The sequence below is a fragment of the Bordetella tumbae genome (assembly GCF_054780995.1).
In genome coordinates, this window is record NZ_BAAGVG010000004.1 from 145450 (window position 1) to 167101 (window position 21652).

At 59.3% G+C, this 21652-nt stretch carries 21 protein-coding genes; 10 read left to right on the forward strand and 11 right to left on the reverse strand.

All coding sequences use genetic code 11. The features are described 5' to 3' along the window. Positions 1-21: 21 nt before the first annotated feature. Positions 22-2907: a valine--tRNA ligase gene (locus tag ACYVI2_RS03995; RefSeq protein WP_415821256.1), complete on the forward strand. Its 2886-nt coding sequence runs from the start codon at positions 22-24 to the stop codon at positions 2905-2907. Between the two features lie 88 nt (positions 2908-2995). Here the strand turns inward: ACYVI2_RS03995 and ACYVI2_RS04000 are convergent, their stop codons facing one another. Continuing rightward, positions 2996-3994, reverse strand: coding sequence for a Bug family tripartite tricarboxylate transporter substrate binding protein (locus tag ACYVI2_RS04000; RefSeq protein ID WP_415821257.1), 999 nt, complete (start codon positions 3992-3994; stop codon positions 2996-2998). Next, the gene (locus tag ACYVI2_RS04005) at positions 3991-4857 is read right to left on the reverse strand and encodes a TauD/TfdA dioxygenase family protein (RefSeq protein ID WP_415821258.1); all 867 of its coding nucleotides are present in this window, start codon (positions 4855-4857) and stop codon (positions 3991-3993) included. The genes ACYVI2_RS04000 and ACYVI2_RS04005 overlap by 4 nt, the downstream gene beginning before the upstream one ends. A gap of 91 nt (positions 4858-4948) precedes the next feature. On the opposite strand from ACYVI2_RS04005, the gene ACYVI2_RS04010 reads away from it, so the two are divergent. Next, on the forward strand, positions 4949-5836 hold the full coding sequence (locus tag ACYVI2_RS04010; RefSeq protein ID WP_415821259.1) for a LysR family transcriptional regulator: 888 nt from the start codon (positions 4949-4951) through the stop codon (positions 5834-5836). Between the two features lie 158 nt (positions 5837-5994). Here ACYVI2_RS04010 and trmD read toward each other — a convergent pair whose 3' ends face one another. The 5 genes from trmD to alaS form a co-directional block, all read right to left on the reverse strand. Next, positions 5995-6762 (reverse strand): tRNA (guanosine(37)-N1)-methyltransferase TrmD, encoded by a 768-nt coding sequence (gene trmD / locus ACYVI2_RS04015; protein WP_415821260.1) that lies wholly within the window; start codon positions 6760-6762, stop codon positions 5995-5997. Next, the gene (gene rimM / locus ACYVI2_RS04020) at positions 6762-7388 is read right to left on the reverse strand and encodes a ribosome maturation factor RimM (protein WP_415821279.1); all 627 of its coding nucleotides are present in this window, start codon (positions 7386-7388) and stop codon (positions 6762-6764) included. Before rimM ends, trmD begins: the two co-directional genes overlap by 1 nt. A gap of 43 nt (positions 7389-7431) precedes the next feature. Continuing rightward, positions 7432-7692 (reverse strand): 30S ribosomal protein S16, encoded by a 261-nt coding sequence (rpsP, locus tag ACYVI2_RS04025; RefSeq protein WP_094820518.1) that lies wholly within the window; start codon positions 7690-7692, stop codon positions 7432-7434. A gap of 72 nt (positions 7693-7764) precedes the next feature. Further along, positions 7765-8058, reverse strand: a complete 294-nt coding sequence (locus ACYVI2_RS04030) for a sulfurtransferase TusA family protein (protein WP_415821261.1) — start codon at positions 8056-8058, stop codon at positions 7765-7767. Further along, positions 8045-10666, reverse strand: a complete 2622-nt coding sequence (gene alaS, locus ACYVI2_RS04035) for an alanine--tRNA ligase (RefSeq protein ID WP_415821262.1) — start codon at positions 10664-10666, stop codon at positions 8045-8047. The genes ACYVI2_RS04030 and alaS overlap by 14 nt, the downstream gene beginning before the upstream one ends. Before the next feature lie 278 nt (positions 10667-10944). Between alaS and ACYVI2_RS04040 the strand changes: the two genes are divergently transcribed. The 4 genes from ACYVI2_RS04040 to ACYVI2_RS04055 all read left to right on the forward strand — a co-directional run bounded on the left by ACYVI2_RS04040 (position 10945) and on the right by ACYVI2_RS04055 (position 15711). Further along, positions 10945-11655, forward strand: coding sequence for a response regulator transcription factor (locus ACYVI2_RS04040; RefSeq protein ID WP_415821263.1), 711 nt, complete (start codon positions 10945-10947; stop codon positions 11653-11655). Beyond that, entirely contained in the window at positions 11652-12953 is a 1302-nt protein-coding gene (locus ACYVI2_RS04045; protein WP_415821264.1) for a sensor histidine kinase, read from the forward strand. Before ACYVI2_RS04040 ends, ACYVI2_RS04045 begins: the two co-directional genes overlap by 4 nt. 107 nt (positions 12954-13060) lie before the next feature. Beyond that, positions 13061-14119, forward strand: coding sequence for a glycosyltransferase family 2 protein (locus ACYVI2_RS04050; protein WP_415821265.1), 1059 nt, complete (start codon positions 13061-13063; stop codon positions 14117-14119). Beyond that, the gene (locus ACYVI2_RS04055; RefSeq protein ID WP_415821266.1) at positions 14116-15711 is read left to right on the forward strand and encodes an ArnT family glycosyltransferase; all 1596 of its coding nucleotides are present in this window, start codon (positions 14116-14118) and stop codon (positions 15709-15711) included. The genes ACYVI2_RS04050 and ACYVI2_RS04055 overlap by 4 nt, the downstream gene beginning before the upstream one ends. Here the strand turns inward: ACYVI2_RS04055 and ACYVI2_RS04060 are convergent. After that, positions 15659-16054 (reverse strand): GtrA family protein, encoded by a 396-nt coding sequence (locus tag ACYVI2_RS04060; protein WP_415821267.1) that lies wholly within the window; start codon positions 16052-16054, stop codon positions 15659-15661. The two genes, ACYVI2_RS04055 and ACYVI2_RS04060, sit on opposite strands and share 53 nt — an antisense overlap. A 78-nt stretch (positions 16055-16132) precedes the next feature. Here ACYVI2_RS04060 and ACYVI2_RS04065 point away from each other — a divergent pair, with 78 nt between their 5' ends. Further along, positions 16133-16903: a ChbG/HpnK family deacetylase gene (locus ACYVI2_RS04065; protein ID WP_415821268.1), complete on the forward strand. Its 771-nt coding sequence runs from the start codon at positions 16133-16135 to the stop codon at positions 16901-16903. Here the strand turns inward: ACYVI2_RS04065 and ACYVI2_RS04070 are convergent. The 3 genes from ACYVI2_RS04070 to ACYVI2_RS04080 form a co-directional block, all read right to left on the reverse strand. Next, a complete protein-coding gene (locus ACYVI2_RS04070; RefSeq protein ID WP_415821270.1) occupies positions 16900-17166 on the reverse strand; it encodes a chaperone modulator CbpM in 267 nt (88 codons plus the stop codon). The genes ACYVI2_RS04065 and ACYVI2_RS04070 overlap by 4 nt on opposite strands. Beyond that, a complete protein-coding gene (locus ACYVI2_RS04075; protein WP_415821271.1) occupies positions 17163-18065 on the reverse strand; it encodes a DnaJ C-terminal domain-containing protein in 903 nt (300 codons plus the stop codon). The genes ACYVI2_RS04070 and ACYVI2_RS04075 overlap by 4 nt, the downstream gene beginning before the upstream one ends. Positions 18066-18226: 161 nt before the next feature. Further along, positions 18227-19156, reverse strand: coding sequence for a LysR family transcriptional regulator (locus ACYVI2_RS04080; RefSeq protein WP_415821272.1), 930 nt, complete (start codon positions 19154-19156; stop codon positions 18227-18229). A gap of 113 nt (positions 19157-19269) precedes the next feature. On the opposite strand from ACYVI2_RS04080, the gene ACYVI2_RS04085 reads away from it, so the two are divergent. From ACYVI2_RS04085 to ACYVI2_RS04095, 3 genes are all read left to right on the forward strand, one after another. Further along, positions 19270-19806 (forward strand): phosphonopyruvate decarboxylase, encoded by a 537-nt coding sequence (locus ACYVI2_RS04085; RefSeq protein WP_415821273.1) that lies wholly within the window; start codon positions 19270-19272, stop codon positions 19804-19806. Continuing rightward, positions 19806-20402, forward strand: a complete 597-nt coding sequence (locus ACYVI2_RS04090; RefSeq protein ID WP_415821274.1) for a thiamine pyrophosphate-dependent enzyme — start codon at positions 19806-19808, stop codon at positions 20400-20402. The genes ACYVI2_RS04085 and ACYVI2_RS04090 overlap by 1 nt, the downstream gene beginning before the upstream one ends. 103 nt (positions 20403-20505) lie before the next feature. Beyond that, positions 20506-21462 carry a tripartite tricarboxylate transporter substrate binding protein gene (locus ACYVI2_RS04095; RefSeq protein WP_415821275.1) on the forward strand — a complete coding sequence of 319 codons (957 nt, stop codon included), beginning with the start codon at positions 20506-20508 and terminating at the stop codon, positions 21460-21462. The last annotated feature ends 190 nt before the right edge of the window (positions 21463-21652 follow it).

Sequence of the window (21652 nt, forward strand, 5' to 3'; positions counted from 1 at the left end):
GCCTTTTGCCGGAACCCAGTAATGACCGAAGCCGCTGCCCCGATCCCGTCTGACACCGATACCGCCGACCTGCCCAAAAGCTTTGAGCCCGCAGCGCTCGAAGCCCACTGGTACACCGAATGGGAGCGCCGCGGCTATTTCGCGGCAGGCCAACACGTAAAAACAGGGACGGACTCCCAGCCCTACGTCATCCAGTTCCCTCCGCCCAATGTAACAGGCACGCTGCACATGGGGCACGCGTTCAACCAGACCATCATGGATGGCCTGGTGCGCTATCACCGCATGCGCGGCGACGACACGGTCTTTATTCCCGGCACCGATCACGCCGGCATTGCCACCCAGATCGTGGTGGAACGCCGCCTGGACGCCGAAAAAGTCTCGCGCCACGACCTGGGCCGCGAGAAATTCATCGAGAAAGTCTGGGAATGGAAAGAGCAGTCCGGCAACACCATCACCAGCCAGGTTCGCCGGCTGGGCGCGTCCGCCGACTGGCCCCGTGAATACTTCACCATGGACGACCGCATGTCGCGCGGCGTGGTGGAGACCTTTGTCCGTCTGTACCAGCAGGGCCTGATCTATCGCGGCAAGCGCCTGGTCAACTGGGACCCGAAACTATTGACGGCCGTCTCCGACCTCGAGGTGCAATCCGAGGAAGTCGACGGCCATATGTGGCACATTTTGTATCCGTTTGTCGACGGTCCGCAGACTATTGTGGACAAGGACGGCCAGACCGTCACGCTGCGCGGCTTGACGATCGCTACCACCCGGCCGGAAACCATGCTGGCCGACGGCGCGCTGTGCGTACACCCCGATGATCCCCGCTATCAGCATCTGATTGGCAAGCTGGTCGAGCTGCCGCTGTGCGATAGAAATATCCCGATCATTGCGGACGACTTCGTCGATCCGGAATTCGGCACCGGTTGCGTCAAGATCACCGGCGCTCACGATTTCAACGACTATGCCTGCGCGCAGCGCCACAATCTGCCCCTGATTGTGATTTTCACGCTGGACGCGCACATCAATGAAAACGGCCCGAAACAGTTCCAGGGCCTGGAACGCTACGAGGCCCGCAAAGCCGTCGTGGCTCAGCTCGAAGCCGAACACTACCTGGTCAAGGTCGAGCCGCACAAAATGATGCAGCCCAAGGGCGACCGTACCGGTGTCGTGCTGGAGCCCATGCTGACCGACCAGTGGTTTGTGGCGATGAGCAAGCCCGCCCCCGAAGGCACGTTGAATCCGGGCAAGAGCATCACCGAAGTCGCACTGGATGTCGTGGCCAATGGAGAGATCAAGTTCTACCCAGAAAACTGGACCACCATCTACAACCAATGGCTGAATAACATCCAGGACTGGTGTATTTCACGCCAGCTCTGGTGGGGCCACCAAATCCCGGCCTGGTATGCCGAGGATGGCCAGGTTTTCGTTGCACACTCCGAGGCAGATGCTCAGGAACAAGCCCGCGCCGCTGGCGTGACGGGCCCGTTGACCCGCGACCCGGACGTACTGGATACGTGGTTCTCGTCGGGCCTGGTGCCCTTCACCACCCTGGGCTGGCCCGAGAACACCCCCGACCTGCAACGCTATCTGCCCTCCAGTGTGCTGGTCACGGGCTTTGACATTATTTTCTTCTGGGTCGCGCGCATGGTCATGCTGACCACGCACATGACGGGCCAGATTCCGTTCAAGCACGTGTACGTGCATGGCCTGATCCGTGATGCCGACGGCCAGAAGATGAGCAAATCCAAGGGCAATACGCTCGATCCGGTGGATCTGATCGACGGCATCGACCTGGATGGCCTGGTCGCCAAGCGCACTTATGGATTGATGAATCCGAAGCAAGCCAGCACGATCGAGAAAGCAACGCGCCGCCAGTATCCCGATGGCATTCCGTCATTTGGCACGGACGCGCTGCGCTTCACGATGGCAGCCTACGCCACGCTCGGACGCAACATCAATTTCGATCTCAAGCGCTGCGAGGGCTATCGCAATTTCTGCAACAAACTGTGGAACGCGACGCGCTTTGTGTTGATGAACACTGAGGGGCATGATCTAGGCGGCGATCAAACGGCCGAGCTGTCGTTTGCCGATCGCTGGATTGTCAGCCAATTGCAGGCCCTGGAGGCCGAAGTCGAACGCGGCTTTGCCGACTACCGTTTCGACAACGTCGCCAACGCGCTTTATCGCTATGTCTGGGATGAATACTGCGATTGGTACGTGGAGTTGGCCAAGGTACAGATCCAGAACGGCACGCCTGCTCAGCAACTGGGCACGCGCCGCACCTTGATTCGTGTGCTCGAGGCCGTGCTGCGTTTGGCGCATCCGATCATTCCGTTCATTACTGAAGCCCTGTGGCAGAAAGTGTCGGTAGTGGCAGGCAAACGCGCAGACGGCGCGACCGACAGTGTCAGCGTTCAGCCCTACCCCCGCAGCAATCCGGATGCAGTTGACACGGCAGCCGAGGCAGATGTCGCTGAATTGAAAGCTCAGGTTGAAGCAGTACGCGCCCTGCGTGGCGAAATGAATCTGTCGCCTGCTCAGCGTGTTCCCCTCGTGGCTCAAGGTGATGCCGCGACGCTCACACGCAATGGACCGTACTTGGCCGCGCTGGCCAAGTTGAGTCAGGTCGATGTGGTCGATACGCTGCCTGATGCCGGGGCGCCGGTACAAGTGGTGGGTACGGCTCGCCTGATGCTGCACGTGGAAATCGATGTTGTTGCTGAACGCGCGCGCTTGGACAAGGAAATCGCCCGCCTCGAGGGTGAAATTGCCAAGGCCAATGGCAAGCTGGGTAATGCCAGCTTTGTCGAGCGTGCGCCAGCGGCGGTCGTTGCACAGGAGAAAGGCCGATTGGCGCAGTTCAATGAGACGCTGGCCAAGGTGCGTGAGCAGCGGGTCAAGCTGGGATAAGAGCGGAGCCCATGGCGCTGTCGATGTTCAATGGCGCTATGGGCTGTTCTTGGAATCGGCTTGCGAAGATGTGGCGGCCTCAGGCTAGCTAGTTGTCCATGCTGATGCCTGCGACCTTGACGACGGTTTTCCAACGCGCAATCTCGTTCAACTGGAATGCGCGCAATTTGTCGCCCACGGCATCGCCGGGTTTGGCGCCGATGTCTTGAATCGATTTGATGGTATCGGGCTCATGCAGGATCGCTGAGACATTACGCTGCAGTATTTGCAGAGGGTCTGCGGGCGTTTTGGCGGGGGCAAACAGGGCGTACCACGCTGTTGCAACGTAGTCGGCAACACCGGCTTGCTGCATGGTCATCACTTCGGGAATGACGGCGTTGCGGACGGGATCGCAGACGGCCAGTGCGCGTAATGCGCCGCTTTGGATGTTCGGCAACACTAACGGCAAGTCGGCAAACATGACAGGGACTCGTCCGCTGACAAGATCTACCAATGCGCCCGCGCTGCCTTTGTATGGCACGTGCAGCATTGACGTCTGCGTCGAGTATTTGAACAGTTCGGCGGCGAGATGCTGCGAGGCGCCCACACCGCCAGAGGCATAACTGATCGAGCCTGGACGGCTCTTCAGTAATTGCACCAGTTCCTTGACGCTTTGTACCTTGAGATCAGGATGAACGACCAAGACCAGAGTGACCTCGCCCGCCAGCGCAATGGGAGCGAAGTCTGTCACCGGGTCGTAGGGCATGTCGCGGTAGATCAAGGGATTGGTGGCATGCGTGCCAATGGATCCCATGACCAACGTATAACCGTCGGGCGGCGATTTGGCCACATAGTCTGCAGCGATATTTCCGCTCGCCCCGGTGCGGTTCTCTACGGTCACAGGCTGCTTTAAACGTCCAGACAATTGTGCACCTATCAAGCGCGTCAAGACGTCCGTGGAGCCGCCCGGCGCAAAGGGTACGATCATGCGTATAGGTTTGCTCGGAAAAGCATCCTGGTCGGCGGCACGCGCCAGAGAGGGTCCCAGTACGCACGCAGCGGCGAGGCTGCGCAAGATATCCCTGCGGGTACAGGATGGGGCGCTCATGCCGATGCCTCGATTTGCGCAATATGGCCGGAAGGCGTACCCAATACGGTGGTTCGCTCTAAATGCCGCCGGTATCGAGGGTCATAGTCACCCAGCGCCAGATGCGCTGTACAGCGGTTATCCCAGATCAATAGGTCTTTCGGCTGCCAGTTATGGCGGTACACAAAATGCGGGCGCGTGGCATGACGGATCAGAAAGTCGATCAACGGTCTGCTTTCCTCTGGCGTCATGCCCTCGAAGCATTTGACCTTTTCGCCTATGTATAGCGCCTTGCGGCCCGTTTCGGGATGCACGCGCACGACGGGTTGCGCGACGGGTGGATTCAAACGCTGATTTTCCTTTTCCCAAGACGTGGATAGTCCGGAGTTTTTCCGTTCAGAGTGATGAATGCCGTTCAGCCCCTCGATCATCTGTTTCATCCGCTCTGACAGCGCGTCATAAGCGACATACATGTTCGCAAACAGGGTGTCCCCTCCTACGGGCGGAACCTCGACTGCACGCAAAAGCGACCCAAGCGCTGGGGCCAGTGTGAACGACATGTCGGAATGCCACATCTGCCCTGTGTATCTGGAGTTCGAGGGGCTGCCATCAGGCTTCTGGTCATTCGTCACCATCAACAGCTCTGGGAACGTCGCATTCCGATCCAAGGGCAAGGACTCGTGCTCATCCAGATCGCCGAACCTGCGGCTGAATCCGATGTGCTGTTCACGAGTAATAGACTGGCCTCGAATCAGCAGGACACCATATTGCAGGAACGCCTGGTGCACGCCTTCCCAGTCACTGTCCGAGATAGGGGAACGCAAATCCAGCCCGAGGATTTCGGCGCCCAAGGCGAATGACAGGGGTCTACATTCAATGGCCATGTTTTGTCTCCTTTTGCGGACCATTGAATCACTCGCCGATGATTTTGATAATCGGTAATATTAGAAAAATTATTCAGCTTTTCTAAAAAATATGAATCTACGCCGTATCGAGAGCTTTATTGCCGTGGCCGAGCTGCGCAGCTTTAGCGCTGCGGGCATCAAGCTGCATCGCTCGCCTGCTGCGATCAGCACCCACATACAGCAACTCGAAACCGAGTTGGGTGTGCCGCTCTTTGATCGCACGACGCGCCAAGTCGCCATGACAACGGAGGGGCAGCTGTTTTACACGCGCTGCCAGACGGTAGTTCGCGAGCTGATGGAAGTCTCGCGAGAACTCGGGGAAAGATCGGAACTGCGCGGGGGCCACGTATCGATTGGCACAGTCCCGTCGATCTCAAGCTTGAAACTGCCCTCTGTTCTGGGCGAATTCAAAAGCAAATATCCGAATATCACGCTGGAGCTGCACGAAGGCCCTATCAATCAGATTCACAGAGACCTGAGCGAACGTGTCACTGACTTTGCCGTGGCTCCCCTGCACGAGGACTCATATGATCTGGATCACCAAGCGATCGTCAATGACCCGTTCGTCGCTATCCTGCCTCGCGCCATGACCACCAACCGGAAATACATCACGCTGAAGGCGCTGAATCAGATCGATCTACTGGCACTATCTCATGACACCGCAGTGCGGGCCACTGTAGAGTTGGTCTTTAGAAATGCGGGGCTGCGGTATCGGCCCAAAATCGAACTCACCCATCATCAAACGGTCATCAGCATGGTGGAGGCGGGGCTCGGCGCCGCGATCTTGCCTACGATATGCGTCCCAAAGGAAGAGAACGCTGATTATCAGGTCTTGCCTATACGCCCAGGAGTCCTTACGCGGCAGATCTGCATTGTCACCGTGAACGGCAAGAGACTCAGCCCAGCGGCTCAAGCGTGTGCGAATCAGATCGTTCAGGCATTGAGAGAGTCGGCGTGAGTGATGGGGGGGTTTAGTGCTATTGACGTCGATGCGGGGCAGTGGCCGCGCGGGCGCTTCACGTGGCCGGGCCGATTGCCTCGGCTCGACGACCAACAGAAAACCTGACGTCCGCCCAAGCCCGTGCACGCAAACCAACAAACTAGCCCAAGAGAACCCTACCGAGCAGCCTTCAACGCCGTCAGAAACTTCTCATCAGCACGCGTCAGCCACCCATTAGCCCGCGCCCGCTCAAGCAAATCAGGACGACGCTGCGCAGTCAATCGCAGCGACTGCTCCCGTCGCCACCGCGCAATATTGGCATGATGCCCACTCAGCAACTCAGCAGGCACAGCCTCCCCGTCATACACCTCGGGCCGCGTGTAATGCGGGCTATCCAGCAACCCCGACAACGTGTCATTGAAAGAGTCCTGAAGCGCCGAATCACCGTCATTCAACACACCCGGCACCAGACGCACCGCAGCATCAATCACCGCGAGCGCGGCAATTTCCCCGCCAGACAACACAAAATCGCCGAGCGAGATCTCATCGGTAACGCAGCGATCAATAAAGCGCTGATCAATGCCCTCATAGCGGCCACAGATCATGATGGCCCCCTCGCCATTAGCCAGCGCCTGAGCACCCTGCTGATCATAGCGACGCCCTGTCGGTGACAGCAGCACCACCGGCGCGACCCCTAGACCCTGCTGCGCACGATCCGATTGCGCAGCAGCAACAGCGGCCTCTAACGGGGCCGCCATCATCACCATGCCCGGACCACCCCCATAAGGGCGATCGTCGACCGTGCGATGAACATCGTGGGTATAGTCGCGTGGATTCCAGGCGCGCAACGCCCATAGTCCCTGGGAATGCGCTCTGCCGGTAACGCCCAAGTCGCGCACAGTTCCGAACATGTCCGGAAAGAGCGTGACGACATCAAAGCGCATCAGATTTCCGTGGGCCAGTTGCTGTCGATACGACGCGCGGACAGGTCCACCGCCAGGATATGCGCGGCGACAAAAGGCACCAGCATTTCCATTGGGCGACCCTTGGGATCGAGCCTGGCCTCGGGCTCTGCGCCAGGCGCAGGTGCGCGCTGCAACACCACACGCAAGATCGCGTGGGCGCCGTTATCCATGACGTCCTCGACGATACCGACGCGAGCAGGCTCGCCCTCCGCATCCGAATAGAATGCGCAGCCGATCAAATCGACCCAGTAATACTCGTCGTCGGCAGTCGCCGGAAACTCGCTGCGCGGCACCTGTACGGTGTAGCCGCGCATAGATTCGGCCTGATCACGATCTGCAACGCCGTCAAGCTGCGCCACAACGGCCGTGCCCTGAGGCCGGGCCTGCAGCACTCGATGAGCAGTCGGTACAGACGTGACAACGCCTCGCGCCGTTTCAGGGGCGAGGCGAGTCAGCCACCAGGTCTTTGCCCGGCATAAACCATCAGCCTGTGCGGAATGCGGCTGTACCTTGACCCAACCCTTGACACCATACGCCCCGGTAATGCGGCCCAACTCGACTAAGTCGTCAGGCGCTGCATTGCGAGTAATGGCATCAGACGGCATCAGGCCAACAGCCGAAAGCGACACACAGGTTTCCTGCTAGCCCTTAGGCTGCAGCGGAAACCTTGGCCGAGTAGTCTTTGACCAGACGCTCAACGGCGGGCGACAGTTGTGCACCGCTGTTGGTCCAGTATTGGACGCGATCCAGCGCAATGCGCAGTTGCTCCGAGCCTTCGCTGGCGACGGGGTTGTAAAAACCCACGCGCTCGATGAAGCGGCCATCGCGACGGTTGCGCGAATCGGTAGCTACCAGGTTGTAGAACGGACGCTTCTTGGAGCCACCGCGGGCCATGCGAATCACCACCATAGGTAATCCCTTGAATTAGTTGTGAAAAACGGAAGATTCTAGCATTAAATCGAAGGCCATAGCAAGCCTTACTTAGCGGCGCCGCAAATAATGCAACACCGAATCCTGAGCCTCGTGCTGCGCCACCAAGCCATTGCCGCTCTGTTTGGCAAACGCCTGAAAATCGCGCACGGCCTTGGGGTCGGTCGTCGTGACACGCAACACCTGGCCGCTTTCCATCTGCGCCAAGGCTTTCTTGGCGCGCAAGATGGGCAGCGGACACGTCAGCCCGCTGGCATCGACCTCGTGCTGGAACTCAGGCAGGCTCTCCGTCGGTGCGGGAGCCCCTGCCGCTCCAGCGGCATTCGGCAATTCAGAGGCGCTCATCGATCCATCCTGCCACACTGGCGATCGCGGCCGGCAATGCCTGAGCATCGGTGCCGCCACCCATCGCCATATCCGGACGGCCACCGCCCTTGCCGCCGACCTGGCTGGCCACAAAGCCCACCAGCTCGCCGGCCTTGACGCGCCCTGTCAAATCGGCGGTCACACCGCCCACCACGCTGATTTTCCCATCGGCGCCAGCGCTGGCCAGCAACACGATGGCGGATTTCAGACGGTCCTTGAGGTTGTCGACCATGCCGCGCAAGGCCTTGGGATCCACATCACCCACGTTAGCGGCCAGGACCTTGGCCCCCTTGATGTCGACGGCCTTGGCAGCCAGATCGTTACCCGCGCTTGCGGCCAGCTTGCCGCGCGCCTGCTCTAGGTCTTTTTCCAGCGCGCGGACTTGGTCCTGCACCTGCGCGATACGCTCGGGCAGATCAGCCGGCGTGCTGCGCAACACGCCTGCCGCACGCAGCAGCAAGGCTTGTTGATTCTGCACCCATACCAACGCGTTATCGCCAGTGATCGCCTCGACCCGGCGAACGCCCGCGGCGACGCCGCCCTCGGCCACGATCTTGAACAAACCGATATCGCCCGTACGGGTTACGTGCGTGCCGCCACACAATTCGCGCGAAAAACCAATGTCCAGCACACGCACCGTGTCGCCATATTTTTCGCCAAACAGCGCCATGGCGCCACCCTTGACGGCATCGTCGTAGGCCATCACCTGAGCCTGAGTGGGCTGGTTGGCCAACACTTCGGCGTTGACGATGGCCTCGACCTGAGCAATTTGCTCGGCGGACATCGGCGCGTCATGAGCAAAGTCAAAACGGGTTTTGTCGGGGTCAACCAGCGAGCCGCGCTGTTGCACATGCCCGCCGAGCACCTGGCGCAGCGCCTTGTGCATCAAGTGCGTCGCCGAGTGGTTGCGCACGGTACGGGCGCGGCGCACGGCGTCCACACGAGCCAAGAGCGTATCGCCAACAGCCAAGGCGCCGGACTCCAGCTCGCCATGATGCCCAAAGACACCAGCCTGGATCTTGAGCGTATCCGCCACGGCAAAACGCGCCCCGCCACCCTCGAGCAAGCCGGTATCACCGACCTGACCGCCCGACTCGGCGTAAAACGGCGTGGCGTCCAGCACCACGACGGCCTTTTGGCCGGCCTGGACACGGTCGACCTGCGTACCGTCCACATACAGAGCGGTGACCTTCACGTCGTCCAGCTCGAGTTTTTCGTAGCCCTCGAAGCGCGTCTCGGCGCCCTCGTAGCTCAGGCCCTCGGCCATTTTGAATTTCCCGGCGGCGCGGGCCTGGTCACGCTGGCGCGTCATCGCCGCCTCGAAACCGGCCATATCGACCTCGACATTGCGTTCGCGGCAAATGTCGGCCGTCAGATCCACCGGGAAGCCATACGTGTCGTATAGCGTGAACAGCGTCCTGCCGTCCAACTGCCCGCCAGCGGGTACGCCAGCCAAGGCGCCGTCCAGGATCTTCATGCCGTGTTCGAGGGTTTCGCCAAAGCGCTCTTCTTCTTGCTTGAGCACCTGTGCCACGCGGTCGGCCGCCTGAGCCAGCTCAGGATAGGCTTCGCCCATTTCAGCGACCAGATCCGGCACCAATTTGTAGAAAAACGGCTTGGTCTGGCCCAATTTGTAACCGTGACGCAAGGCGCGGCGCACGATACGGCGCAGCACATAGCCGCGGCCCTCGTTGCTGGGAATGATGCCGTCGACGATCAAGAAGGAACACGCGCGGATGTGATCGGCGATCACCTTGAGCGAGTTCTCTGCGAGGTCACTGACCCCGGTTTCGCGCGCAGCCGCCTGGATCAGGTGACGGAATAAATCGATTTCGTAGTTGGAATGGACGTGCTGCAACACCGCAGCGATACGCTCCAGGCCCATCCCCGTATCAACACACGGCTTGGGCAGCGGATTCATATTGCCAGCCGCGTCGCGCTCGAACTGCATGAACACGAGGTTCCAGATTTCGATATAACGGTCGCCGTCTTCTTCGGGCGAGCCCGGAGGACCACCCCAGATCTCGGGGCCGTGGTCGTAGAAAATCTCGGAACACGGGCCACACGGTCCGGTATCGGCCATCTGCCAGAAGTTGTCCGATGCGTAGCGGGCGCCCTTGTTGTCACCGATGCGGATAATGCGCTCGGTCGGCACGCCGATCTCTTTGGCCCAGATGTCGTAGGCCTCGTCGTCCTCTTGGTAGACGGTGACCCAGAGCTTTTCGGCCGGCAACTTGTATACCGTGGTCAGCAATTCCCAGGCGTATTGGATGGCGTCACGCTTGAAATAGTCGCCAAAGCTGAAATTGCCCAGCATTTCGAAGAACGTATGGTGCCGGGCGGTATAGCCGACATTCTCCAGATCGTTGTGCTTGCCGCCGGCGCGCACGCTGCGCTGCGAGGAGGTCGCGCGCGAATAGGAACGGTTTTCCTTGCCGGTAAAGACGTCCTTGAACTGCACCATCCCGGAGTTGGTAAAGAGCAGCGTGGGGTCATTGCCCGGCACGAGCGACGCCGAAGGCACAATCGTGTGCCCCTTGGACTGGAAAAATTGCAGGAACTTCTGGCGAATCTCTGAGGATTTCATGCGTGCACGAACCGGAAATAAGGCGAATCTTTAATTATAGAGGCTAGTCCGCCCAACGCCATCGAGACCCCAGGATTGCCTCAAGGCGCGCCTGGCTGCTCCCGACGCCCACCGCTACCCGAGCTCCTCTATGAGGAGGAGATCTCCCACTCGGTAAATTCAACGAAAATTCGACGGCAGGCCCTGCATGCTCAATAATCCGTCAAACTGTCACCAACGCTCCTGGCGCATGGAGCGCCTGCCTTTAACAGCGCACGTCACTGCCAGCATCAACCCACATGAAAACCGTTTCGGCCAATGTGCACTACCAGGTACTGATTGTCGAAGACGATCTGACGATCGCGGGAAACCTGTACCAATTCCTCGAACTCAGTGGATTCACTCCGGACGTAGCCTACGACGGCATGACCGCATTGCGCATGCTGCAGAACCAGCATTTTGACGCCGTCGTGCTGGATATCGGCCTGCCTGGCAAGGACGGCTACCAGGTTCTGCACACGCTGCGCAGCGAATGGCGCAAGGCGATTCCCGTGTTGATGCTGACGGCTCGGGATACGCTAGAGGACAAGCTCGCCGGGTTCGGCCATGGTGCGGACGATTATCTGACCAAACCTTTTGCATTGGCCGAGGTCAAGGCTCGGCTGCAGGCACTGATACACCGCGCCAAAGGAAAAGTGGTCGACGCCGTGCAAACGTGCGGCCCGCTGCAATTCGACGGGCGTACCAGAGAGGTGTCCATTTCAGGCCAGGCATTGCACCTCACCCCCAAATCGGTCCTCATTGTCGAAACCCTGATACGTACCCCCGGCCAAGTGGTATCGAGAGAGGAGCTCGAAGCTATTCTCTGGAATGACGTCCCGCCCTCAAGCGACGCCTTGCGCAGCCAGGTGCATTTGCTGAGACGAGCGCTTTCCGACGCCGGTTTTGATGGCATCGAAACAATACATGGCGTGGGATGGCGGATGGCCGAGCCCGGAGCAGGCGCATGAAAAGCGGCACCCTCACCCAGCGCGTCATTTGGGCGCTGACGGGCGTGGTTTCGATTTTTGTCGCCGTCCTGGCGTTGCTGGCTTACCTGGCCTTCGATCAAATGGAAGATGGACTGGTCGAGCAGATCCTCACCTCCGAAGGCAATCGCATTATCCAGCACCTGGAATCCGACGCGAATTATGCGGTTCCGCAAGAGTCGTCTGAACTGACAGGCTCGATTCGCGCATGGCTGCGCCACAATGATATTCCCCAAGGCATGCCGGTGCCGCTGCGCGACTTGGTCCCTGGCTTGCATGAATTGGAGCCTGACGACGAAACGTGGCACGTCATGGTCGAAGACACCGCGCGCGGGCGGCTGTATGTGCTGTATGACGCCACCGCGCACGAGGCCCGTGTGCGTGAGTTCGGCTTGATCGTGCTGGGCGTGGGCGTTCTGTGCATCATTGTCGCCTATGCACTGTCGCGTCGGATTGCAGGTGTTGCCGTGGGCCCGCTGCTGGACTTGACGACTCGCTTGTCAGACTGGGCGCCAGGGTCGCCAGACATCGCCATCACTCGCGATGACGAAGCAGGCCGCCTCATCGAGGCGTTCAATCGCGTCCAGAACCAGGTCGATCATTCGATCGCGCGTGAGCGTGAGTTTGCTGCCAACCTCAGCCACGAAGTCCGCACGCCGCTGGCTGCAATTCGCTCCGACAGCGAAATCATGCTGCTCAATACCGCATTGCCCACGGACCCAAAAGACCGCCTGACGCGCATTGTGGCCAATGTGGATCATATTGCAGCCTCACTGGAAAGCGCACATTCCATGGCCCGGGATCAGCCTCGCCCAGCCGAGCCTGTCGATCTGAATGGTTGCATGGACGACGCATGGCGCGGACTGGAAGCGATCGCAGAGGCTTGCGACCTGGTGTTCCGCAACCACATCCCGCCCGAAACGGTGCGCATGCTCGACAAGTACGCCCTGTTGACCGTGCTGCGTAATTTGGTGCGTAACGCCATAGATCATGCAGCCCCTGCCACGCTGACGGCACTGCTGACGGTCGACGGCGCCATCGAGTTGCGCGATACAGGCAAGGGCATCGAGGCCTCGGAATTGCCTTTTTTGTTCGAACGGTATTACAGCGGGCGACTGGCCGACGCGTCTACACCGGCTACGGATCATGGTGGTTTGCGGCACGGATTGGGCCTGGCCATTGCGAAACGAGTCTGTGATATGCAGGGCTGGGAACTGGATATCAGATCACAACACGGCGGCCCGCAGTCGGGGACGTGCTTCACCCTGAGATTTAGCTGAACATCGTTATCCCACTGTCCCATTTACGTTTTCCGCAATCTATTTAACGAAAATTCGACGGGCTGCCGCGCATACTGGGCTCTCTTGCACTGCCAGGGTACCCATGTATGGCCCTCGAATTTCGTTTAGACGCGCAAGCCCATGCCTTGCCCACGCCGTCCATCACGGCGCCGCTGATCACCACCTCGTCCAGATCCGACAAATTTGACGACGCTCGGATCAGCTGCATCATTCCCTGCCTGAATGAGTGCGACAACCTGCACCTGTTGCTGCCGGCATTGCGCCAGGAGCTGAAGTCGCTGTCCACACAATGGGAAATCATTGTCATAGACGATGGCAGCACCGACGGCACCGAGGACCTGATGACCGAATGGACGGTACATGACGGCATGCGCTATCTGCAGCTATCGCGCAACTTCGGCAAAGAAGCAGCGTTGTCCGCAGGATTCGAAGCGGCGGACGGCGACGTCGTCATTTGCCTGGATGCAGATTTACAGCACCCTACCGCGCTGATCGGCCCCATGCTCGAACGCTGGCGCTCGGGCGCCGACATGGTGTATGCCGTACGCGAACATCGCGATGACGAATCGTGGATCAAACGCACAGGCAGCCATTGGTTTTATCGCCTGCTCAGTGGCACCAACGGTGTACAAGTGCCCGCCCACGCCGGAGATTTTCGGCTAATGGACCGGCGGGTCATCGAGGCGCTGATGGCGCTGCCCGAACGCACGCGCTTTATGAAGGGCTTGTATGCCTGGGTCGGCTTCCGTAGCGAACCCCTGCCCTACACGCCCGATGCTCGCGCCAATGGCGCGAGCCGCTACAACACGTGGCGCTTGGTTCGTCTGGCCTTGACGGGACTGACTGCGTTTACCACCTGGCCATTACGCATGGTCAGTTTGCTGGGGTGTGTTTTTGCGCTGCTGTCGTTTGCCTACGGTGGCTATCTGGTCCTGGACTATCTGATCAACGGCAACCATATCTCAGGCTGGACGACCATCGTCACCGCACTGTTGTTTTTCGCAGGGGTGAATCTGATTTCCCTGGGTGTCGTCGGCGAGTATGTAGCTCGGATCTTTGACGAGGTCAAAGGCCGCCCGCTGTTTGTCGTACGTCAACGTCGCGGACGCGCCCGCCGCGCCAGTTCCGCCCGGGTGCAACCATGAACACCCGCAACAACGCCGGCGCCCATTTCTGGGTGCCGCCCGCGGCGTGGCTGCTTCTGGGCTTGGGCATATGGTTGGCCTGTCTGTCGTGGGCGCGCGTACTCACCCTGCCGGATGAAGGCCGCTATGCTGGTGTGGCTTGGGAGATGCTGCGTAGTGGCTCACATGCCGTGCCGTTGTTGGACGGCATGCCCTATTTTCACAAGCCGCCGCTTTACTACTGGCTGACAGAAATCGGGTTCAAGCTTTTCGGGTTAAACGAATGGGCGGCACGCATGCCGTCGTGGTTGGCCGCCTGGGCAGCGTCATCGGGCCTTTATGCGTTCGTGCGGCGTTACCGCAATGCAACAACGGCGACGATTGCGGTCGTGATTTTGGCCACCACCCCGTTCTTTTATGGTGGCGCGCAGTTTGCCAACACGGACATGTTGGTTGCTGGGTTGATTACGTTGGCCGTCCTGGCAGCGGCAGACAGTGTGCTGCGTGCCGAAGCGCAGCGACCCTTTCGCCTGATGTCATTGGCAGCGGCGGCACTCGCGGGTTTGGCGGTGCTGGCCAAGGGCCTGATCGGGCTGGTATTACCTGGCGCCACGATTTTCTTTTGGCTGATTCTGAGCCGGCGGTGGCATGGTTTTCGAGTGCTGCTGTGGCTGCCCGCGCTACTGATGTTTGCGCTCGTGGCCGTTCCGTGGTTTTGGATGATGCAGGCGCGATTTCCGGGCTTTTTTCACTATTTCTTCGTGTACCAGCATTTCGAACGATTTGCGCAATCGGGATTCAATAACGCGCAACCGTTCTGGTTTTACCTGCCTGTCACTGTCGGCCTGATATTGCCTTGGTCACTTTGGGGTGGCGGTGTGCTGCGCAAAGATTTCTGGCAGATGCCCGACCCTGCCGGACTGCGCAGTTTGATGGCAATCTGGGCTGTCGTGGTACTCGGTTTCTTTTCCATTCCCAGCTCAAAGCTCATTGGCTATGTCGTGCCCGCACTGCCGCCACTGGCCGTCATCGTGGCTGAAGTGATACAACGCGCGATCAGTCAAAGTACGACTGGGCAAGCCCGTCTCTGGGCCTACCGATGCGCCGCGGGTTCTGTCTTGTTGTGTGTCGTGCTGGTTGGCGTATTCGTAGCCAACCCACGCCGCAGCGCAGAACCATTAGGCCGCCAGATCGCCGCGGAAATGCAGACGAGCGACACCTTGGTAACGCTGCACTCATACCCTTTTGATTTAGGCATCTATACGGGCGCGACGCAACCCGCCTGGGTCGTCGACGACTGGAGCAACCCGAAAATCCCGTTGCGCGATAACTGGCGCAAAGAACTGTATGACGCCGGGCTATTTGCGCCGCAGACTGCCGCACATCTGCTGGTATCGCCCGAGACATTTCTGTCTCGTCTATGTACTGCGGCGTCCGGCAGCCGGTTCTGGGTATGGGGCGAACCCGAAGACGCACAACATTATCCCGCTTTGCGAGGACTGGCACCCAGATTTTCTGACCGTCATTACACGGTATGGCGGATCGACATCGATCACGATTTCAATGCTCGGCTTTGCGGCGAAACGCCCACAGCCGGCTCGCCAGGAAAGTAAGCACCGCCAATCCGATCAAGATCAATGCGAGCAACACGTCATAACGCAAGGATGTGGCATGCAGCAACCAGGCATAAGCAGCCTCGTTCAGCAGAAACCCACATGCAGAAATGAGAAAAAATCGCCGTGCGGCCGTCATCCAGTGTGAGGCCAAGTGGCGAAAGGTAAGTCGATAATGACCCGAGAACGATACAACGAATGCTATCAGCCAGCCCACCGCATTGGCGGTGAGTGGCGGCATCTGCAGGCCTTCGACGCAGGCCACAGCGATCGCCCAATGCGTAGCGGCCGCGGCACAGCCGACAACGACAAACCAGGCAATCTGTTTAATCAAGGCACGCATGAAGGCTTGAATGAGAGCAGTCTAGATAACGACGGACGATGCTGGAAACACATCGTTGTGTGTGGCGACGATTTTGGCATGAATTCGAGCGTTGATGCGGGGATGTTTCAACTGGCGCAATTGGGCCGGCTCAGCGCCATCAGTTGCCTCACGCAAGGGCCCACGTTTTCTGCCAATGCACGGCTATTGCGCGACGCGAATGTCGAGGTAGGCCTGCATTTGAACCTCACGGAAGCATTTGGGCATCGGGACCAGCTGGCGGTCATGCCGCTGTCTGCATTGGTTACCCGCGCCTACGCGGGCTACTTGAATGACGAACAGATAGACGCACAGCTGGCCCGCCAGTTTGACGCGTTTGAACGGGTGCTGGGACGCGCACCAGATTATGTTGATGGACACCAGCATGTCCATCAATTGCCCCGCGTGCTGCCACGTTTGCTGCTGCTGTTGCGAAAACGGTATGGCAGCTATCGGCCTTGGTTACGGTATACCGCGCCCGGTATGCAAGCAGGTATTCCCATGCAGGAGTCCGCCAAAGCCCATGTCATCGCTGCCCTGGGCGCCAGCGCCGTCGCGCGCGCCGCACAGCGTGATGGCTGGCGCACCAACCGCCGATTGCTGGGAGTATATGGACTCAACGGCGGCGCGCGCCACTACGCCGGCTTGCTCCATCAATGGCTGAGTAATGCGCGAGATGGCGATCTGTTGATGTGCCATCCAGCGGTTGCCGGCGCGGGGGATAAATTGGCCGGCCAGCGTGCCGCGGAATTCGAGGTACTCGCCCGGCCCGAACTCGGCCAATGGATGCGCCAAAATGGCGTACACATCGATCGGCCGTCGTGGCACTAGGGCTTTTTCTGCACCTGTGCGAGCGCATAACGCAGCCCGTGCACCTGGTCGATGAGATGCAGAATGATATCGATGCCCTCATCGTTGGCGCCGATATTGACTCTCAGATCCTGAATCAGATGCACGCGTGCGAGGTCCATTTCGCAAAACGTGACGCCTGCGGAGGTCTGCTCCGGAATGATCCATTGCTGCTCGAGATACAGCTCCAGCGTCGGAGCAGGCAGCTCGCAAGAAATCAGAAACTCCTGTTTAGTCATTTTCATGATTTACCTTCCTCCCGAGGGTTGAAGTCTTTGCCCCGGGTCCAATTCGATACGAAATTTTCGAGATCCGGATCAGGAGATTTCGGCAATACGATTTTCAGTTTGACAAACTGATCGCCAAATCCGCCGCCACGGCGGGGAGCCCCCTTACCTTTCAGGCGTAGCGTCGTCCCGGTATTGGAGCCTTTGGGCACGGTCATCACGACCTCGCCTGTAGCGGTGGGCACCGTCACGCTGCCGCCCAGCACGGCTTCGGACAGGGACACGGGCAACTCCAGCGAAATATCATCGCCCTTGCGCGTAAAGCGCGCATCGGGCAACACCTCAACCTCGATGAGCGCATCCCCCGGACCGCCCCTGCCCGCACCGGGCTCGCCCTTGCCTTTCAATCGAAGCACTTGCCCACTCACCAGCCCTGGAGGAATCGTCACGTCCAGGACATCGCCGCCAGGCAAGGTCAATCGCTTGCTGGCGCCGGTAATCGACTCGGCGAAATGAATCTCCAGACGGTAGTGCATATCCTGCCCACGGCGATTGCGCTGCGCTTCTTGGCTGCGTCTGAGTATCTCGGCAAAGGCGTCGTCATGCATAAAGTCCGCAAAGCCTGATGCATCTGCATAAGGGTGGGCTTGATCCGATGACGCGAAATCACGGTAGTAGTGATGCTGCGGACGCTCTTGGCCGGTTTCATCGATCTCGCCTGCGTCATAACGCTTGCGCTTTTCGTCGTCGCTCAGCAACGCGTAGGCACTCGCGATCGCCTTGAACTTCTCCTCAGCGGGTTTATCGCCGGGGTTCAGATCAGGGTGGTATTTCTTTGCCAGTCTGCGATATGCATGCTTGATCTCGGAAAGCGATGCCGTCGATGCAACGCCGAGAACTTCGTAGGGATTGGTCAAGGTTCACTCCAGGCGCCATCCATTGACGCTATCACGACGCTTGCCGTCGGACGCTCCAATTTTCTGCCGTGCACCACACTATGCCCGGCAGCCACTACATCATCCATCGTTACCTGGAATAAGTGTACATGCGTCCTGACCGGAAGAATATGGGAACAACTTCACCCTAACCACCGCCCCTCTACCCACGCCCCTGAGACCACCGCATTCCGCGCCTCGTCTCTCAATACATCCACCGTGCATTGGACAGCGCGAGAGATAGGTCGGTTGGTCGGCAATCCCAACACAATCGTGCGCGTAATGTCCGGCTCGGCCAACGGCGCGCCTCTCAGTTGATTTCTGCGCAAGTCGTCTGCGACCGCAATGGGCGGCAGAATCGTCCAACCATGTCCGCCCAATACCAGGCTGCGTTGTACGCTCAGGGCGTTGGTTTCAACCGATACATCCAGCGTGACGTGCGCAACCGCACATGCGTGCTCCATCAAGGTGCGTATGCCGTGCGGCGCGCTGGGCAGCACCAGTCTCTGGCCGACCAGATCCGCCAGCGCGACCGGGCGGTCCGGACGCAATGCGCTGTGCTTCGGCCCGATGACCCAGAGCGGCTCTTCGATCAGTGGCGTGGACTCGATATCAGGCGACCGTTCCACCCCATACAGCAAGGCAGCATCCACCTCGCCCGATGCCAGCCAGCGCTGGAGCGTCCCCGCGTATCCCATGGCGATACGTACGCGGATGCCGGGATAGGCAGCCGCTACGGCAGACGCCAGCGGGCTGGACAACATGTCGATACTGCTGGGCAAAAGCCCTAGCGTCACCAAGCCGCTGATGCCCTGCCCCACGCCGTTGATTTCCACGCGCGCCCGGTCCAGTTCCAACAATGCCCGGCGCGCATAACCGACCAGTACCTGGCCTGCCTCGGTCAGGACCATACCGCGGCGCTCGCGTTCGAACAACGGCGTGCCGATGTCCTCCTCCAGCAAACGGATCTGGCGTGAGACGGCGGGCTGCACCAGATTGAGCACGTCGGCCGCCCGCGTCACGTTGCCGGTTTCGACAACCGTCAGGAAAGCTCGCAGTTGTTTCAAATCCATCTTGCTGTGCCTCGATCAGGAATCGTGATTGGATCATGCCAAATTTCTATTTTATTTATATATCCATCACATTTTATGATTTCTACGTCGTTCAACTCTAGGGATCTCCCCCAATGAACCAAGCATCCATTACGGCTCCCGCCTGGCAGGAAGCCATTTTCAATGTGTTAAAGAAAGGCGGCGTACAGCAGATTGCCTACGTGCCAGATGCCGGCCATTCACACGTCATACGCAGCGCCATCGCCGATCCGGATATCCAGGACATCGTGCTGACGACCGAGGAAGAAGGGGTTGCGCTGGCTAGCGGCGCTTGGCTAGGCGGCCAGCGTGCTGTGTTGCTGATGCAAAGCAGCGGCGTGGGCAACTGCGTCAATATGTTTTCGTTGCTGCAAGCGGCCGACTTTCCGTTTTTCACGCTGGTCACCATGCGCGGCGAATATGCGGAGTTCAACCCCTGGCAAGGGCCGATGGGCAGAGCCACACAGGCCGCTCTGGAACTGATGGGCATACATGTGCTGCGCGTCTCTCGTCCCGAAGAGGCGGAGGAGATTGTCAGCGCGGGATTCGATGCCGCATTCGAAGCTGGCGATAAAGTCGCTGTGCTATTGGGACAGAATCTGATCGGACGAAAAAAGTGGGAGCGCAACTGATGAATCAGACTCAACAAAAGCCGGGTGTCCAACGCCGGGAATTCGTAGCACGACTGCTGGCCGGCGTTCCCGATGCACTGGTTGTAACTGGCCTGGGCTCAGCCTCGTACGATGTTTATGCCGCTGGCGATCGCGACAGCAACTATTATCTGTGGGGCGCCATGGGTGGCGCGGCGCCTTTGGGATTAGGCCTGGCATTGGCACAACCGGACAAGTCAGTTGTCGTGATCACGGGCGATGGCGAGCAGCTCATGGGTATAGGCAGCCTGGCGACAATCGCAGCAAAACAACCACGCAATCTCACCATCGTGGTACTGGACAATGGGCATTTCGGTGAAACCGGCATGCAGCGCAGTCATTCCAGCCTGGGTACGGATCTGGTCGCGGTCGCCAAGGGTTTTGGTATCCAAGGTGCGTCCTCTACCGACAGCCTGGAGGGCTGCGATGAGGTCATCCGCCGCATTCAAGCTCGCGACGAGGTAACGTTCGCACAGGTGTTTATCGAGGCGAATGAGCCTCCACGAATGCTGCCTCCTCGAGATGGGCCGTTTATCAAGAACCGGTTTCGCGGTGCGCTAGGGTTACAACCATTTTGATTGTTGTCCCTGCCCGGCGACGTGGACGGGGAAGACCCGTATCACAACGCCGGGCGAATACATTGCCCTCTCATCCCATATACCTATATACGGAGACAAATCCATGGGAAAGACGCTCGGCAGTATCCTGTTGGTAAGCGCTGGCATGCTGTCACAGCCGGCCATGGCGGCTTGGCCCAACGATAGACCCATCGAACTGGTGGTGGGCTTTGCCCCCGGCGGCGGCACTGATGTCATGGCGCGTAATCTGGCGCGCTTTATGGAAAAGCGCCTGGGAGAGTCGGCCCGGATCGTCGTGGTCAACAAGCCGGGCTCAGGCGGCGAGATCTCTGCCAACTATATTCAGCATGCCAAACCGGATGGATATACCTTGGGCATGGTCAATATACCGGGCTTTATTTTTCAGCCGATGTATCGCAAGACCTCTTATCACCCGGATCAGATCCGACTCATCGCCCGCATCGTCGACGATCCGATCATGCTGGTGGCCAATCGAGATGCGGGCAAGCCTGTCACGCTAAAAGAATTCATCACACAATCCAAGAAAACGCCGTTCTCGATAGGACATTCCGGCGAAGGAACGACAGGGCATCTGGGGATGCTGGAGTTGGGACGGGATGCGGGATTCCAGTTCATGTCCATTCCCTTTAAAGGCAACGGCGAAGCCAAGACTGCGCTGTTAGGCAAACATGTCGATTACGTCATGATGACCACGGGCGAGGTATTGGAGCTCGGACAGCCAGGCGTTCCACTGACAGGTGTGGCGATCTGGGCCGACAAACGCGCTACCAACAATGTCCCTACGCTGGCCGAGCAAGGCTATGATCTGAAAATATCATCCGAGCGCGGGATAGCGGGGCCGCTTGGCTTGCCTGATGACATCGCACAACGCGTACAGGATGCAGTGCAAGCCACAATGAAAGATCCAGGATTTCTGGAGGCAGGCAAGGCCGATGCGCCTGTACTGGCTTTTTTGCCTGGAAAGCAATGGGCTCAACAGCTGCAGCAACTGGGGCAGCGGATGAAGACGCTGGTGGTGTTGATGGGGAAGACGAACTAGGTGTGAGCAGGACGGGGACATGAGTTCTGGTGGACGTCGAAGCGGGGCAGTGACCGTGTTGGCGCTTCACGTGGCCGGTCGGCCGCCTGCGCGGCCGACACCGCTTCGTCAACCTCGTCGCTACGCTCCTTCGGTTTCCCTCGCTCGTCCACGAGGCGCGCCAACACGGTCACTGCCCCGCTTCGACTCG

Coding starts and splice junctions, on each gene's coding strand:
- ACYVI2_RS04055 (WP_415821266.1), top strand. CDS start 14,116: ATGAACACCCGCAACAACGCCGGCGCCCATTTCTGGGTGCCGCCCGCG.
- ACYVI2_RS04060 (WP_415821267.1), bottom strand. CDS start 16,054: ATGCGTGCCTTGATTAAACAGATTGCCTGGTTTGTCGTTGTCGGCTGT.
- ACYVI2_RS04070 (WP_415821270.1), bottom strand. CDS start 17,166: ATGAAAATGACTAAACAGGAGTTTCTGATTTCTTGCGAGCTGCCTGCT.
- rimM (WP_415821279.1), bottom strand. CDS start 7,388: ATGCCGTCTGATGCCATTACTCGCAATGCAGCGCCTGACGACTTAGTC.
- ACYVI2_RS03995 (WP_415821256.1), top strand. CDS start 22: ATGACCGAAGCCGCTGCCCCGATCCCGTCTGACACCGATACCGCCGAC.
- ACYVI2_RS04010 (WP_415821259.1), top strand. CDS start 4,949: ATGAATCTACGCCGTATCGAGAGCTTTATTGCCGTGGCCGAGCTGCGC.
- rpsP (WP_094820518.1), bottom strand. CDS start 7,692: ATGGTGGTGATTCGCATGGCCCGCGGTGGCTCCAAGAAGCGTCCGTTC.
- ACYVI2_RS04065 (WP_415821268.1), top strand. CDS start 16,133: ATGAATTCGAGCGTTGATGCGGGGATGTTTCAACTGGCGCAATTGGGC.
- ACYVI2_RS04095 (WP_415821275.1), top strand. CDS start 20,506: ATGGGAAAGACGCTCGGCAGTATCCTGTTGGTAAGCGCTGGCATGCTG.
- ACYVI2_RS04005 (WP_415821258.1), bottom strand. CDS start 4,857: ATGGCCATTGAATGTAGACCCCTGTCATTCGCCTTGGGCGCCGAAATC.
- ACYVI2_RS04045 (WP_415821264.1), top strand. CDS start 11,652: ATGAAAAGCGGCACCCTCACCCAGCGCGTCATTTGGGCGCTGACGGGC.
- ACYVI2_RS04080 (WP_415821272.1), bottom strand. CDS start 19,156: ATGGATTTGAAACAACTGCGAGCTTTCCTGACGGTTGTCGAAACCGGC.
- trmD (WP_415821260.1), bottom strand. CDS start 6,762: ATGCGCTTTGATGTCGTCACGCTCTTTCCGGACATGTTCGGAACTGTG.
- ACYVI2_RS04000 (WP_415821257.1), bottom strand. CDS start 3,994: ATGAGCGCCCCATCCTGTACCCGCAGGGATATCTTGCGCAGCCTCGCC.
- ACYVI2_RS04030 (WP_415821261.1), bottom strand. CDS start 8,058: ATGAGCGCCTCTGAATTGCCGAATGCCGCTGGAGCGGCAGGGGCTCCC.
- ACYVI2_RS04050 (WP_415821265.1), top strand. CDS start 13,061: ATGGCCCTCGAATTTCGTTTAGACGCGCAAGCCCATGCCTTGCCCACG.
- ACYVI2_RS04040 (WP_415821263.1), top strand. CDS start 10,945: ATGAAAACCGTTTCGGCCAATGTGCACTACCAGGTACTGATTGTCGAA.
- ACYVI2_RS04090 (WP_415821274.1), top strand. CDS start 19,806: ATGAATCAGACTCAACAAAAGCCGGGTGTCCAACGCCGGGAATTCGTA.
- alaS (WP_415821262.1), bottom strand. CDS start 10,666: ATGAAATCCTCAGAGATTCGCCAGAAGTTCCTGCAATTTTTCCAGTCC.
- ACYVI2_RS04085 (WP_415821273.1), top strand. CDS start 19,270: ATGAACCAAGCATCCATTACGGCTCCCGCCTGGCAGGAAGCCATTTTC.